Raw genomic sequence first — 13,321 nt, forward strand, 5'->3', positions numbered from 1 at the left:
GAGGCTTTTACTGCACATTAATTATATTTACGTTTTCTAGCTGCTTCAGATTTTTTCTTACGACGAACACTTGGTTTTTCGTAATGCTCTCTTTTACGGATTTCCTGCTGAATACCTGCTTTTGCACAGCTACGCTTGAAACGACGTAAAGCGCTATCTAAAGTCTCGTTTTCTTTTACGATTACATTTGACATAAGCTCACACCTAACCTCCCTCCAGCTGTAAATTGTGCATAATACAACTGTCTGGGTATTTTTATTGCACAACTGATATTATATCAGATTTTTACAGTTCGTCAACTATTTTAAATGATTTTTCTTAAAAAGTTTCATTATTTTATCTGGTCTGCCAAAATATTTGCTGCAGCTTCCAATGCTTCCGGCACTTTATCCGGGTTTTTGCCCCCTGCCTGAGCCATATTCGGACGTCCGCCGCCGCCACCGCCTACAATAGCTGCCATTCCTTTAATCAGATTTCCGGCATGTGCTCCGGCTTTCTGCGCCTGTTCTGTTACCATGGCAAGAAGACTTACCTTGCCACCTGCAACACTTGCAAGAACAACCACACCTTCACCCAATTTTTCTTTTAACTGATCTCCTAAATCACGAAGGCCATTCATATCTACATCCGTAAGAGAGACTGCTAAAAGTTTCACACCTTTTACATCCTGTACCTGATTTAATACATCTCCTACTGCTTCCTGTGCCATCTTCGCTTTCAAAGACTCATTTTCGCTGTGAAGAGCTTTCACTTCTGCCTGAAGATGTGCAATCTTTTCTTCAATTTCAGCCGGAGAAGTTTTCAACATAGCTGCAATTTCAGCCTGTTTCTTCTCAATTTCTTTATAATAAGCAAATACGCCATCACCGGTAAGAGCTTCAATACGGCGTACACCTGCTGCAATACCACTTTCAGAAATAATTTTAAATGTAGTAATCACACCTGTATTAGAAACATGAGTTCCTCCGCAAAGCTCTTTTGAGAAATCACCCATAGAAACCACGCGAACTTCTTCTCCGTATTTTTCTCCGAATAAAGCCATTGCTCCGGCTTTCTTTGCTTCGTCTACACTCATAACCTCTGTCACTACAGGAAGTGCAGCCTGAATTTCTTTATTTACAATTTCTTCCACTTTTGCCAGTTCTTCCGCTGTCATGGACTGGAAATGAGCAAAGTCAAAGCGCAGTCTGTCCGGTGTTACTAAAGAACCTTTCTGTTCTACATGAGAGCCTAAAACTGTTTTTAACGCTTTCTGCAGAAGGTGAGTTGCACTGTGGTTCTTGCAGGAATTCATTCTGTATTTTTCACAGACCTGTAAAGTTACCACATCACCTGTTTTCAGCATCCCCTTTGTCAGAATACCTACATGACCTACTTTTCCGCCTCTTAAGTTAATTGTATCTTCTACCTTAAATTCTGCATCTCCCAGAGTAATTACACCTCTATCACCCTGCTGTCCGCCCATAGTTGCATAAAATGGTGTCTGTTCTACAAAAACAGTACCTCTCTGGTCTTCTGTAAGAGCTTCTGTAATTTCATCCTCTGTTGTAAGAACTATAATTTTAGAAGTGCATGTTAAAGAGTCATAGCCGACAAATTTTGTTGTAATATTTACATCAATTTCATCATATACCGTTGCATCTGCACCCATATAGTTGGTTGTGCCTCTTGCAATACGAGCTTTTTCTCTCTGTTCATCCATAGCAGCTTTAAATCCTGCCTCATCAATAGTACAGCCTTTTTCTTCCAAAATTTCCTTTGTTAAATCAAGAGGAAATCCGTAGGTATCGTAAAGCTTAAATGCATCTTCTCCGGAAAGCTCTGTTTTGCCTTCTGCTTTCATGGCAGCTTCCATTTCCGACAGAATATTTAACCCCTGGTCAATAGTCTTATTAAACTGTTCTTCTTCTTTTGTAAGAACCTGGAAAATAAAATCTTTCTTTTCTTCCAGTTCCGGATAACCATCTTTGGAGCCTTCAATTACAACAGCACTTAACTCTGCTAAAAATTTTCCTTCAATGCCCAAAAGACGTCCATGACGCGCTGCACGTCTGATTAAACGGCGAAGTACATAGCCTCTGCCTTCATTCGTCGGCATAATACCGTCAGAAATCATAAACGTTGCAGAGCGAATATGATCTGTAATCAGACGAATGGAAACATCCTTTGCTGCATCTTTCTTATATTCTGTGTGTGCCAGCTCACATACTTTTGTTCTGAGAGCACATAAAGTATCTACATCAAAGATGGAGTCTACATCCTGTACAACAGAAGCCAGACGCTCTAATCCCATACCTGTATCGATGTTTTTCTGAACTAATTCTGTATAATTTCCCTCTCCATCACTTTCAAACTGAGTAAATACATTGTTCCAGATTTCCATATAACGGTCACATTCACAGCCTACAGTACAATCCGGACTTCCACAGCCGTATTTTTCACCTCTGTCATAATAAATTTCAGAACATGGTCCACATGGGCCTGCACCATGCTCCCAGAAGTTGTCTGCTTTTCCAAAACGGAAGATACGCTCTGCCGGAATTCCAATTTCTTTATTCCAGATTTCAAAAGCTTCTTCATCTTCTTCATAAATAGATGGGTAAAGGCGCTGTGGATCCAGCCCAACTACTTCTGTGAGGAATTCCCAAGACCATGCAATGGCTTCATGCTTAAAATAATCTCCAAAAGAAAAGTTCCCAAGCATTTCAAAGAAAGTACCATGACGTGCAGTCTTTCCTACATTTTCAATATCTCCTGTACGAATACATTTCTGGCAGGTTGTCACTCTGCGTCTTGGCGGAATTTCCGCACCTGTAAAATATGGCTTTAAAGGCGCCATTCCTGAATTAATTAAAAGCAGGCTCTTATCATTTCTAGGAACCAGCGAAAAGCTTTTCATAGCTAAATGTTCTTTACTCTCAAAGAACTCTAAAAACATTCTTCTAAGTTCGTTTACTCCGTATTTTTGCACGTTTTTCCCTCCTAATGGTATATCTGATAAGATAATCATTGTTTTTTATGATAGCACAGTGTGAAATGTATTTCAAGAAAGAATTACTTGACTCTTTTGGATGACATTTTTCTTTTCCTGCTTTGGGGACTTACCGAACCTCTCTGTTTCTGCATCTTCTTTTTATTCATACAGTCTAAATCTATTTCATAGATGGTATTTCCATCTTCCACTACCCTTGTTTTTCCGTTTTCCATAAGCATCTCCTTTCTTTTTTATTTTATGCCCAGAGTATCTTTTTTGACATAAGTCCACACACCCGAACATATAATTTATGGATTTCATTCTAGGAGTATCAATCAATATGAGTTCCCAATCATTACTGGACGAAATGGTAAATGAAGACTCTGTGCGAATTTTAAAAGCATCCATTCCCTATCTCCCCTCAAAAGGACAGTCCTTTGCATGTATTTTTGCAAAATTTCTGGAATTACAAAACACCTTTAAACTTTTACATTCTTCTGAAAATGCTATGCAAATCTGCGCAAAACCACAGGAAAAAGCAGATCCCTTAGAAATGCTCTCTGCCTGCAGCAAGGTGTGCCGTGGACCATTAAAAGAAAAATTGGAAAATATCACAAATACTTTCCTTATGATGCAAATGTTAGATTTAGACAGTTTTCAAAAAGGAGGTCCTCCCTTTCATGAATAATTTTTATTCAAATTCAAATCAAGAAACCAAAAAAGAGGAAGCTGCCCAAAAAGCAACCTCCTCCTGGATGGATAATCCCAAACTTGCAGGAATGGATATGTCAAAACTTGCCATGCTCAATGCACTGGCAGAACAAGGCTCTGCGAAAAAAACGCCCCAGGAGCTGCTTCCTTTTCTCATGTCTGCCGCTTCTGCCAACAAATCTAAAGGAGTTCATTTCTCCCCACAGGAAATGGAAGCAATCATTCAGGTATTAAAAGCCGGCAAATCACCGGAAGAAGCTGCCCGTATGGAGAAAATCCTACAGATGTTCAAAATGCTGGGATAAATACTCGTAAAGCTGATGAAGAGCACAGGCAACTGCTTCTTCTCTTACCTCGCTTCGACTGCCATCCAGATGATATTCTCTCACCTGTATTTCTTTGGCAGAACCACAGCCGATAAAGACAGTTCCGACCGGTGCTTCCCAGCCACCGGAAGGACCTGCAAAGCCGGTAGCAGATACTGCTATATCTGCTTTTGCTTCCAAGAGTCCGCCACGAACCATTTCTTTTGCACATTCCTTACTGACTGCACCGTATTTTTCAAAAACTTCCTTCTGTACCTTCACTGCACGCATTTTTGCTTCATTGGAATAAGTCACAAAGCCCTGTTCAAATACCTCTGAAGCTCCCGGCACATCGACAATCCGCGCCGCAATTGCCCCTGCTGTACAGGACTCTATGGTCGTCAGCTTTAACTGATGCTTTTTTAAAAGTTCTACCACCTTTTCTTCCGGTTTCATTCTGCCACCCTCTTTTTAATCCTGCATACTTAATACATTTTTATTTTTCATAATATAATCTACCAGTGAAATAATAGTAAGAGCTACGGCAATTACTACAAATACGGTAATTGCTCCCTGGAATACCGCATTCTGAATATTCATAATCATTAAAATAATCATTATCATCTGAGAAACTGTTTTAAATTTACCCCAGTAACTTGCTGCAATTACAATTCCGTTATCTGCTGCAATCAGGCGAAAGCCACTGATAATAAATTCTCTGGCAATAATAATAATTGTAATCCATGCAGGAAGCTGTCCTGTGGAAGTAAAACAAATCAGTGCAGAACAAACAAGCAATTTATCAGCCAGCGGATCCATAAATTTTCCAAAATTTGTTACAAGATGATACTTTCTCGCCAGATAACCATCCAGCAAATCTGTAAGACTGGCAACTACAAAAATAGCAAGAGCAATCCATCTGTCTGCACTGCCTGTAATATCATACATTAAAAACGCAACAAAAAAAGGTATCATAATAATTCTTGCAATAGTTAATTTATTCGGTGTATTCATTTTCCAACTCTCCTATCAAATCATATTCCAGCGCTCCTGTTACATGAACTCTGGCAAAATCTCCTGACATCAGTTCTGTATCTGTATTAACGAAAATATACCCGTCTACATTTGGGGCATCTCCATAGGTTCTGCCCACATAAGCATTTTCGTCTGCAACCTTACCTTCAATCATCACTTCTACGCAACTGCCGATTTTCTCATTTCCTTTATCAATAGAAATCTCCTGCTGCAGTTCCATAAGCTCTGCCTGTCTGTCCTGTTTCACTTCTTCTTCAATCTGATCCGGCATATTGGCAGCCGGTGTATCCTCCTCTGCAGAATAAGTAAAGACTCCCAGACGGTCAAACTCCATGGTATCAATAAATTCCATAAGTTCCTCATGGTCTTCTTCTGTTTCACCGGGAAATCCTGTAATCAAAGTAGTTCGCAGTACAATATCCGGAATTTCCTTTCTCAGAAGTGTGACAATATCAATAAGCTCCTGTTTCGTCGTTCTTCTGCCCATCTTCTTCAAAATTTTATCACTGCAATGCTGAATAGGCAGATCCAGATAATGACAGATTTTCTTTTCTTCTTTCATAGTCTGAATAAGTTCCGGATAAATCTCCTCCGGATAACAGTATAAAATTCGTATCCACTGAATACCCGGAATTTTGCAAAGCTCTTTTAAAAGCTTATGAAGACATTTTTCCTGATAAAGATCTTTGCCATATACGGTTGTTTCCTGAGCTACTAAAATCAGTTCCCGAACACCTTGTTCTGCCAAATATTCTGCCTGAGAAATCAGCTGTTCCATAGGAATACTGCGATAATTACCACGAAGTTTAGGAATAATACAGTATGTACATCTCTTGTCACAGCCTTCCGCAATTTTCAGATATCCGTAATAGCCGCCCGTTGTCAAAACTCGTTTTTTACTAATCTCTGTTAAACCATTAATATCCTTAAATTCCAGATAGCGTTCTCCTGCAAACACCTTATCCAGCGCCTTAATAATATCTCCAAAGCTGGTCGTTCCAAGAACTGCATCTACTTCCGGAATTTCTTCAATAATTTCTTCTTTATATCTCTGTGCAAGGCATCCTGTAACCAGCAACGCCTTTAACACACCCTCTGTTTTGTAACGTGCCATTTCCAGAATGCTGTTGATACTTTCTTCCTTGGCATCATGAATAAAGGCACAAGTATTCACCACAATGACCTCTGCTTCTGTTTCGTCATTGGTAAGTGTATAGCCATTTTCCACCAGCATCCCCAGCATTTCCTCGGAGTCAGCCAGATTTTTGTCACATCCCAGAGAAATAAACAATACTTTTCTCATGTATCCTCCTTAACTGCAACACGAGGCTGTTGCATTAAGTGCAATTTCTGCTTAATACGACAGCCTCATTTTTTCATTAGATTTCATTTTCTTCGGTTGTTTCTTCTGCTTCTTCCGGTAAAATATGAACCTTTCCTTTGTAGATTTCTTCTACTGCTGTGGAAAGCGGTTTTTTACCTGAGCTTGGAACCATTGCCTCTTTTCCTGCAATTAACTGTCTTGCTCTTTTGCTTGTAGCAAGTACAACAGAGTAGCGGCTGGTTACTAATGGTTCATCATCAATTTCTGCTCCTCCGTTAATAACTTCCATAAGTTCTGTGTAAGATGGATGTATCATAGTTATTCTCCTTTCTTGAATACAGCAATTTCTTCTGTGATTTCTTTTATAAATTCCTGACGATTTTTGACTGCGTCATGCTGACTCTGGATAATGTTGTGCATATTGTCAACACAATCTTCAATCACATCGTTAATCAATATATAATCATACTCAGACATTCCCTTTGCTTCTTCTGAGGCTCTGCTGAGTCTTGATTCGATGACTTCCAGACTTTCTGTCCCACGGTTAACCAGACGGCGTTTTAATTCCTCTGCATTTGGCGGTGTTACAAAAAGCAACAGAGTATTCGGCATTTTCTTCTTAACTTTTAATGCTCCCTGTATTTCAATTTCCAAGATTACGTCTTTTCCCATATTTAACTGTTTTTCCACGTAAGCCTTCGGTGTTCCATAATAATTATCTACATACTGTGCATATTCAATCAACGCATCTTCTAAAATCAATTCTTCAAATTCTTTCTTTGTGTGGAAAAAATATTCCCTGCCATGTTCTTCCCCCGGTCTTGGAGCTCTTGTTGTAGCAGAAACAGATAATGCATAATTATCATATTTTTCCATCAGGCGTTTCATTAATGTTCCCTTTCCGGCACCTGAAAAACCGGAAACTACTACTAATATTCCTCTATCAGCCATCGTATTCCCCTTTTGATTCATTCTCTGAAAAAATCCCAAATCTCTTTGCTATGGTTTCCGGCTGCAAAGCAGACAATACCAGCATTTCTCCGTCAGTAATGAGAACTGCTTTTGTCTTCCTTCCCTGAGTTGCATCAATCGCCCTTCCGGACTCCTTTGCCGCCTGCACCAGACGCTTAATCGGCGCTGCATCAGGACTTACCACTGCAACCACCTTATCCATGTTTACCACATTTCCAAATCCTATATTCAATAGTTTTGCCATAGCACATCCTGCCTTTATTCAATATTTTGAATTTGTTCGCGAATTTTTTCAATCTCTGTTTTTAAATCAATAGCAAGATTGGATGTTTCCAAATCATTTGCCTTAGACAAAATGGTATTTGCCTCTCTGTTCATCTCCTGCGCAATAAAGTCCAGCTTTCTTCCAATTCCTTCCTTTTCGTCAAGTACAGACTTGGTATGTTTGATATGGCTTTTCAGACGAACTGTTTCTTCATCTGTACATATCTTATCTGCATACAGGATAACTTCTGCTGCAATACGGGTTTCTTCCATTTGTGTATCAGCTAAAAGTTCTTTTACCTTCGTTTCCAGCTTTTCTCTATATTCCTTTATAATATCCGGAGAACGTTTTTCGATCAGCTCTACCTTTTCTTCCATATTTTTAAGTTTATCAAGAATATCTCTTTTCAGTTCTGTTCCTTCTTTTTTTCTGGTTTCTACGAACTGAACAGCAGCACTTCTTATCACGCCTTCCAATGCGTCCCACATTTCATCTTCATCCTCTGTCTGCTCTTCCATAGTCAAAACTTCCGGATAACGGGAAAGCAATGCTGCGTTTATCTCTCCATCCAGCTGAAAATCTCTGCTCATTTCCTGAAGGTAGCTCAGATACTGCTGTGCAATCTCACGGTTATACTTCACAGAAATCCTGCTCTGCGTATAGTCCTCGCAGGTAATGAATACATCAACTTTTCCTCTCTGGATATACTCTTTTAACAAAGAACGAATAGAAGCTTCAAAAACGCTGAATTTCTTTGGCATTCTCATATTGACATCCAGATAACGGTGATTTACTGATTTCATCTCTACCGTAATCTTCTTTTCTTCATCTATTAGCTCGGCTCTGCCAAAGCCAGTCATGCTTTTAATCATTTTTGAACTCTTTCTTATGTTTTTGATTTGCCCTAAGGCATAAACATACATGGTTATTATAAGCCAATGACAACACCTCCGTCAAATATTTTTTTGCCTCCGGAGAAATTTTATGCTAAAATGAGGTATACTTGACGAGTTTTTCTTTAAAGGAGATAGAAATTATGGCATTTGATGGAATTACCATTGCGAATATTGTAAAAGAATTAAACGAAACCATTGTAGGGGGGAAAATCAATAAAATTGCCCAGCCGGAAGCAGATGAGCTTTTATTAACCATAAAGAATAATAAAACACAATACCGCCTTCTGATTTCTGCCAGCGCTTCTCTTCCCCTTATTTATTTTACAGATAAAAACAAAGTCAGTCCTTTGACTGCACCGAACTTCTGTATGCTTTTAAGAAAGCATATCGGTAACGGAAAAATCACCGAAGTAACACAGCCGGATATGGAACGTGTCATTGAAATGCGGATTGAACACCTGAACGAATTAGGAGATTTATGCTTCAAAACTCTTGTTATTGAAATCATGGGAAAACACAGCAACATTATTTTTCTCAATGAAAACAGAATGATTTTAGACAGTATTAAACATATCTCCTGTAACGTCAGCTCTGTACGTGAAGTTCTTCCGGGTAGAGATTATTTCCTGCCACAGACACAGGAAAAGCAAAATCCTCTGACTGTCACACAGGAATTTTTCTTTGAAACTATCTGTACAAAACCTGTTTCCATTGCCAAGGGGCTTTATACTTCCTTAACCGGCATCAGCCCCTGTATTGCAGAGGAAATCTGTTATCGTGCCTCTTTAGACGGAGGGGATGCCATGCAGTCTCTTTCAGAGCCTGCTAAAGAGCATCTGTTTCATACCTTTTCCAGAGTAATGGAAGATGTACAGGAAGGGCATTTTGTTCCTAACATTGTTTATAACGAAGAGGAAGAACCTTTAGAATATGCTTCCATTCCTCTCACCAAATACGGCGCTGCCCCTGTCAGAAAATTTGCTTCCATTTCTGAGGTTTTAGAAGCTTATTACGCACAGAAAGACAAGGTTACCCGTATTCGCCAAAAATCTTCTGATTTACGCCGTATTGTGCAGACTGCCCTTGAGCGAAACAGAAAAAAACTGGATTTGCAGGAAAAACAAATGCGTGACACTCAGAAAATGGACAAATACAAAGTATACGGAGAACTGATTAACACTTATGGCTATAATTTAGAAAGCGGCTGTAAATCCTTTTCTGCCTTAAACTACTATACCAATAAGGAAATCACCATTCCCTTAGACAGCACCATGACACCGCAGGAAAATGCCAAAAAATACTTTGACAAATACAATAAATTAAAACGAACTGCTCAGGCTTTAGAGGAACAAATTGAAGATACCAAAAACGAAATCCTCCACTTAGAGTCTGTCAGCACTGCCCTTGACATCGCTCTTGGAGAAAGTGATTTATCACAGATTAAAGAAGAGCTGACAGAGTGCGGCTATCTGAAAAAGCACTATTCCAAAAAGAAAAAAGCGCTGGGCAAATCAAAGCCTCTTCACTATATTTCCAGTGACGGCTATCACATTTATGTAGGAAAAAATAACTACCAGAATGAAGAGCTGACCTTTAAATTTGCCACAGGAAATGACTGGTGGTTTCATGCAAAAAAAATGGCAGGTTCTCACGTCATTGTAAAAAGCAACAACGAAGAACTGCCTGACTCTACCTTCGAAGAAGCAGGAAGGCTGGCAGCCTACTACTCCAGCGGACGCACAGCTCCCAAGGTAGAAATTGACTATATTCAGAAAAAACATGTAAAAAAACCAAATGGTTCCAAACCGGGATTTGTGGTATATTATACCAACTATTCTCTTATGATAGAGCCGGATATTTCAGGGCTTACTTTAGTAGAAGATTAAATTTTATATGATATAGAAAAGCTGTTGCAGGAAGAAGCAGCCGAAATATTCTCGGTGCAATCTCCATGCGACAGCTTTTCTATTATTTTCCATATATCTCATAAGCAACATATTCTCTCAAAAAATGATACCCCAGCTTCTCTGCCAATGCTCTGGAAGCTAAATTATGAGCATCCCATCCGGGATAAATCCCCTGCTCTAAACAAGCCAAAATAAGCGCCGCACTGCATCCGTAAGCCAGTCCCATTCTTCGATATTTGCTTTTTGTATCCACTTCGATTTCAATCCCCTTGTCGTATCTGGCATAAGTAGATGCCCCTGCCAGAACTTCTCCGTTCTTTACTGCAACAACTCCTATTCCCAGCTTTTTAAAGCTCTCAAAATCTGAAAATCGCCCTGTTAAATCGTAGCTCCATTCCTCTTCCCTACATTCGTAAAAGAGCCTTTCATCAAGAAAAAAGAGCTGTATTTCTTTTTCTAAGACACCTTCTATTGCCTGTTTTAACTGCTCTTTTTGAAAAATATCACGCTCTTTTTTCATGGCATATCGAGTAATTTTCTTTATCCTTCCCTCATAACATTTTTCTAAAATTTCTTCCCATTCTTTACTGCAAGGAACTAAAATTCGATAATCCTTCTTCGCCTTTGGCGGCCAAAAAAGTGCAAATTCTTTGGAAGGCTCTCCATCGAAATAAGTAAAATCTCCCAGTACTGCCATTGCAGAATGAGGATTTTCTCTATTGTCATAATAAATATTCCCCATTGTTCCCTGTTTGCAGCACCACACAAGGGCATCCTGACTGTTCTTAAAAAATTCTTTCATTTTCCCCTCCACAATTTCATTTTTTCTATTATAACAATTCTTGCTTAAAAATAAAATGATGGTTCGGAATAAAACATGGTATAATAATTGCACGATGTGCAATTTAAGCCGATTTCATCGGCTTACTGCCGTATGGCAGATTATACCAGGCAAGCCACGGCTTGAAAAGTAAATACCCTTGCAGGGTGCTTCCTTTTCTGCGCACGTGGTATAATAACTATAAATCATTCAAATTTGTCACCATTTGAAAAGGAGTGAACCTATGTTACATTCATCTAGAACCATTCTATTAAAAAATAAAAAAAACGCCATTCTTCGAAATCCAATGCCTTCTGATGCAATACCAATGATAAATTTCCAAAAACAATGCGCTTTAGAAACTCCTTTTCTGCTTCGCTCCCCTGAAGAATGTGAAATAACCGAAGAGCAGCTGAATAATCCGGCTTCCGTGTCCATGCTGTCCGGACTCAGGAAACCGCAAATCCGTTTTTAAGGAAACCGCCATTCCGGTGGTGGAAACCTTTATCATAAATTCTTAGAATGTAACTATGCACCCCGTGGTGCAAATATATTCTAGGAGGTCTTGACTATGACCAAATATCGAGAGATTCTTAGGCTCAAAAGCTTGAATCTCAGTCAACAAAACATTGCCGACAGTTGCAATGTCTCAAAAAAGACAGTCAATCGTGTGTTAAAGCGTGCTGCTGAATTAGGTATATCCTGGCCGCTTGAGGAAAGCGACACCGATGCTGTCCTTGCAGAAAAGTTCTTCCCTTCTGCAAAACAAGTCACATCCCACAAGCGTATGCCTGACTACGACTACATCCGTAAGGAGCTGCTCCGTAACGGCGTAAGCAAAAAGCTCCTTTGGACGGAATACATGGAGGATTGCCGTGCCAATGGCGATGAACCACTTATGTATTCACAATTCTGCTACCACATCCAACAGGATGAGCAGAAACATCGTGCTACCATGCATATCAACCGTAAACCCAGTGAACAGGTTGAAGTTGATTGGGCAGGTGATCCTGCAACAATCATTGATCCGGATACCGGCGAAATCATCAAGGCATATATATTTGTTGGTGTAATGACTTACAGCCAGTATGCATACGTGGAAGCATTTCTGGACATGAAGCAGAAATCATGGATTAATGCACATGTCCATATGTACGAGTACTTTGGCGGTGTTGCCAAGATTCTTGTACCGGATAACTGCAAAACTGCAGTTGTTCACAATGGAGGATGGAAAGACCAGCAGATCAATGAAACCTATCAGGAACTAGCTGAACACTATGGCACAGCTATTATTCCGTCTCGTGTCAGAGCTCCCAAGGATAAGCCGAATGCTGAGGGAACAGTAGGAAATATCTCTACTTGGATTACAGCAGCACTTCGGAATGAACAGTTCTTCTCTCTTGCAGAATTAAATCGCGCAATCAGAGACAAGCTCGAACTGTTCAACCAAAGGCTCTTTCAGAAGAAAGAGGGCAGTCGGCGAAGCTTATTTCTTGAGGAAGAAAAACCATTACTGGCACCATTACCTGCTACCCGTTTTGAACTGAGTGACTGGAAAACAGCCACCGTCCAATTTAATTATCACATATCTGTGGACGGAATGCTATACTCAGTTCCTTATGAATACATCAAAAAGAAAGTTGATGTAAAGGTAACGGATACCACTATTGAAATTTTCTACAACCATAACCGCATTGCTTCCCACCGTCGTCTGAAAGGACGCCCTGGGCAGTACAGCACGGTCACGAAACATATGCCGGAAGACCACCAGAAATATCTGGAATGGAACGGCGACCGGTTCCGCAAATGGGCTGAGCGGATTGGCATAAATACGTACACTGTGGTCAATGCAATACTGACCTCCAAACGTGTGGAACAACAGACCTACCGAAGTTGTATGGGACTTCTGAAGCTTGCTGAGAAATACTCAGATACATTACTTGAAGCAGCCTGTAAAAAGGCTTTATCCTATACATCCTCACCCAGTTACAAGAGTATTAAAAACATCCTTGTAACTGGTTCTGTAAAACTGGAATCAGAAGCTACTGAATCCAAGACCACACATAAAGCACACGGCATCACAAGAGGTGCCGATTACTATCGGAGGTAAAC

Annotated in this window: 16 protein-coding genes; 5 read left to right on the forward strand and 11 right to left on the reverse strand. The window is 39.9% G+C overall.

Annotation, left to right across the window (positions count from 1 at the left end; all coding sequences use genetic code 11):
• Positions 1–17 precede the first annotated feature (17 nt).
• From rpsU to BQ7352_RS14660, 3 genes are all read right to left on the reverse strand, one after another.
• Positions 18–194, reverse strand: coding sequence for a 30S ribosomal protein S21 (gene rpsU, locus BQ7352_RS11915; protein WP_004222305.1), 177 nt, complete (start codon positions 192–194; stop codon positions 18–20).
• 137 nt (positions 195–331) lie between these two features.
• The gene (gene alaS / locus BQ7352_RS11920) at positions 332–2,971 is read right to left on the reverse strand and encodes an alanine--tRNA ligase (RefSeq protein WP_072449439.1); all 2,640 of its coding nucleotides are present in this window, start codon (positions 2,969–2,971) and stop codon (positions 332–334) included.
• A gap of 83 nt (positions 2,972–3,054) precedes the next feature.
• Complete coding sequence (locus tag BQ7352_RS14660) at positions 3,055–3,207, reverse strand: hypothetical protein (protein WP_200791380.1); 153 nt, start codon at positions 3,205–3,207, stop codon at positions 3,055–3,057.
• 107 nt (positions 3,208–3,314) lie between these two features.
• Here BQ7352_RS14660 and BQ7352_RS11925 point away from each other — a divergent pair, with 107 nt between their 5' ends.
• Together BQ7352_RS11925 and BQ7352_RS11930 are read left to right on the forward strand one after the other, a co-directional pair.
• Positions 3,315–3,662, forward strand: a complete 348-nt coding sequence (locus BQ7352_RS11925; protein WP_072449440.1) for a hypothetical protein — start codon at positions 3,315–3,317, stop codon at positions 3,660–3,662.
• Positions 3,655–3,990 (forward strand): hypothetical protein, encoded by a 336-nt coding sequence (locus BQ7352_RS11930; protein ID WP_072449441.1) that lies wholly within the window; start codon positions 3,655–3,657, stop codon positions 3,988–3,990. The genes BQ7352_RS11925 and BQ7352_RS11930 overlap by 8 nt, the downstream gene beginning before the upstream one ends.
• Here the strand turns inward: BQ7352_RS11930 and BQ7352_RS11935 are convergent.
• The 7 genes from BQ7352_RS11935 to BQ7352_RS11965 form a co-directional block, all read right to left on the reverse strand.
• Complete coding sequence (locus BQ7352_RS11935) at positions 3,964–4,446, reverse strand: CinA family protein (protein WP_072449442.1); 483 nt, start codon at positions 4,444–4,446, stop codon at positions 3,964–3,966. The genes BQ7352_RS11930 and BQ7352_RS11935 overlap by 27 nt on opposite strands.
• 15 nt (positions 4,447–4,461) lie before the next feature.
• The gene (gene pgsA, locus BQ7352_RS11940) at positions 4,462–5,004 is read right to left on the reverse strand and encodes a CDP-diacylglycerol--glycerol-3-phosphate 3-phosphatidyltransferase (RefSeq protein WP_072449443.1); all 543 of its coding nucleotides are present in this window, start codon (positions 5,002–5,004) and stop codon (positions 4,462–4,464) included.
• Complete coding sequence (gene rimO / locus BQ7352_RS11945; protein ID WP_072449444.1) at positions 4,988–6,328, reverse strand: 30S ribosomal protein S12 methylthiotransferase RimO; 1,341 nt, start codon at positions 6,326–6,328, stop codon at positions 4,988–4,990. The genes pgsA and rimO overlap by 17 nt, the downstream gene beginning before the upstream one ends.
• A gap of 76 nt (positions 6,329–6,404) precedes the next feature.
• Complete coding sequence (rpoZ, locus tag BQ7352_RS11950) at positions 6,405–6,665, reverse strand: DNA-directed RNA polymerase subunit omega (protein ID WP_072449445.1); 261 nt, start codon at positions 6,663–6,665, stop codon at positions 6,405–6,407.
• A 2-nt stretch (positions 6,666–6,667) separates the two neighbouring features.
• Complete coding sequence (gmk, locus tag BQ7352_RS11955) at positions 6,668–7,300, reverse strand: guanylate kinase (protein WP_072449446.1); 633 nt, start codon at positions 7,298–7,300, stop codon at positions 6,668–6,670.
• Positions 7,293–7,565, reverse strand: coding sequence for a DUF370 domain-containing protein (locus BQ7352_RS11960; RefSeq protein WP_072449447.1), 273 nt, complete (start codon positions 7,563–7,565; stop codon positions 7,293–7,295). The genes gmk and BQ7352_RS11960 overlap by 8 nt, the downstream gene beginning before the upstream one ends.
• 14 nt (positions 7,566–7,579) lie before the next feature.
• Entirely contained in the window at positions 7,580–8,458 is an 879-nt protein-coding gene (locus BQ7352_RS11965; RefSeq protein ID WP_072449849.1) for a YicC/YloC family endoribonuclease, read from the reverse strand.
• 164 nt (positions 8,459–8,622) lie between these two features.
• Here BQ7352_RS11965 and BQ7352_RS11970 point away from each other — a divergent pair, with 164 nt between their 5' ends.
• Entirely contained in the window at positions 8,623–10,368 is a 1,746-nt protein-coding gene (locus tag BQ7352_RS11970) for an Rqc2 family fibronectin-binding protein (protein ID WP_072449448.1), read from the forward strand.
• Between the two features lie 82 nt (positions 10,369–10,450).
• On the opposite strand, the gene BQ7352_RS11975 is transcribed toward BQ7352_RS11970, so the two are convergent.
• The gene (locus BQ7352_RS11975) at positions 10,451–11,191 is read right to left on the reverse strand and encodes a GNAT family N-acetyltransferase (protein WP_072449449.1); all 741 of its coding nucleotides are present in this window, start codon (positions 11,189–11,191) and stop codon (positions 10,451–10,453) included.
• Positions 11,192–11,453: 262 nt separating this feature from the next.
• Here BQ7352_RS11975 and BQ7352_RS11980 point away from each other — a divergent pair, with 262 nt between their 5' ends.
• Together BQ7352_RS11980 and istA are read left to right on the forward strand one after the other, a co-directional pair.
• Positions 11,454–11,684 carry a hypothetical protein gene (locus tag BQ7352_RS11980; protein WP_072449450.1) on the forward strand — a complete coding sequence of 77 codons (231 nt, stop codon included), beginning with the start codon at positions 11,454–11,456 and terminating at the stop codon, positions 11,682–11,684.
• Positions 11,685–11,780: 96 nt separating this feature from the next.
• Positions 11,781–13,319, forward strand: coding sequence for an IS21 family transposase (istA, locus tag BQ7352_RS11985; protein ID WP_072449451.1), 1,539 nt, complete (start codon positions 11,781–11,783; stop codon positions 13,317–13,319).
• Positions 13,320–13,321: the final 2 nt, after the last annotated feature.

Origin of the sequence: Blautia sp. Marseille-P3201T, from assembly GCF_900120295.1 — a bacterium.
In the GTDB taxonomy this organism is placed as follows: Bacteria; Bacillota; Clostridia; order Lachnospirales; family Lachnospiraceae; genus Blautia.

What these genes read in the sequence shown, in the direction of transcription:
- gmk (WP_072449446.1), bottom strand. Translation starts at nt 7,300, where the DNA reads ATGGCTGATAGAGGAATATTAGTAGTAGTTTCCGGTTTTTCAGGTGCC.
- BQ7352_RS11960 (WP_072449447.1), bottom strand. Translation starts at nt 7,565, where the DNA reads ATGGCAAAACTATTGAATATAGGATTTGGAAATGTGGTAAACATGGAT.
- rpsU (WP_004222305.1), bottom strand. Translation starts at nt 194, where the DNA reads ATGTCAAATGTAATCGTAAAAGAAAACGAGACTTTAGATAGCGCTTTA.
- BQ7352_RS11965 (WP_072449849.1), bottom strand. Translation starts at nt 8,458, where the DNA reads ATGATTAAAAGCATGACTGGCTTTGGCAGAGCCGAGCTAATAGATGAA.
- pgsA (WP_072449443.1), bottom strand. Translation starts at nt 5,004, where the DNA reads ATGAATACACCGAATAAATTAACTATTGCAAGAATTATTATGATACCT.
- BQ7352_RS11975 (WP_072449449.1), bottom strand. Translation starts at nt 11,191, where the DNA reads ATGAAAGAATTTTTTAAGAACAGTCAGGATGCCCTTGTGTGGTGCTGC.
- istA (WP_072449451.1), top strand. Translation starts at nt 11,781, where the DNA reads ATGACCAAATATCGAGAGATTCTTAGGCTCAAAAGCTTGAATCTCAGT.
- BQ7352_RS11925 (WP_072449440.1), top strand. Translation starts at nt 3,315, where the DNA reads ATGAGTTCCCAATCATTACTGGACGAAATGGTAAATGAAGACTCTGTG.
- BQ7352_RS11930 (WP_072449441.1), top strand. Translation starts at nt 3,655, where the DNA reads ATGAATAATTTTTATTCAAATTCAAATCAAGAAACCAAAAAAGAGGAA.
- BQ7352_RS11980 (WP_072449450.1), top strand. Translation starts at nt 11,454, where the DNA reads ATGTTACATTCATCTAGAACCATTCTATTAAAAAATAAAAAAAACGCC.
- rpoZ (WP_072449445.1), bottom strand. Translation starts at nt 6,665, where the DNA reads ATGATACATCCATCTTACACAGAACTTATGGAAGTTATTAACGGAGGA.
- rimO (WP_072449444.1), bottom strand. Translation starts at nt 6,328, where the DNA reads ATGAGAAAAGTATTGTTTATTTCTCTGGGATGTGACAAAAATCTGGCT.
- BQ7352_RS14660 (WP_200791380.1), bottom strand. Translation starts at nt 3,207, where the DNA reads ATGGAAAACGGAAAAACAAGGGTAGTGGAAGATGGAAATACCATCTAT.
- BQ7352_RS11935 (WP_072449442.1), bottom strand. Translation starts at nt 4,446, where the DNA reads ATGAAACCGGAAGAAAAGGTGGTAGAACTTTTAAAAAAGCATCAGTTA.
- BQ7352_RS11970 (WP_072449448.1), top strand. Translation starts at nt 8,623, where the DNA reads ATGGCATTTGATGGAATTACCATTGCGAATATTGTAAAAGAATTAAAC.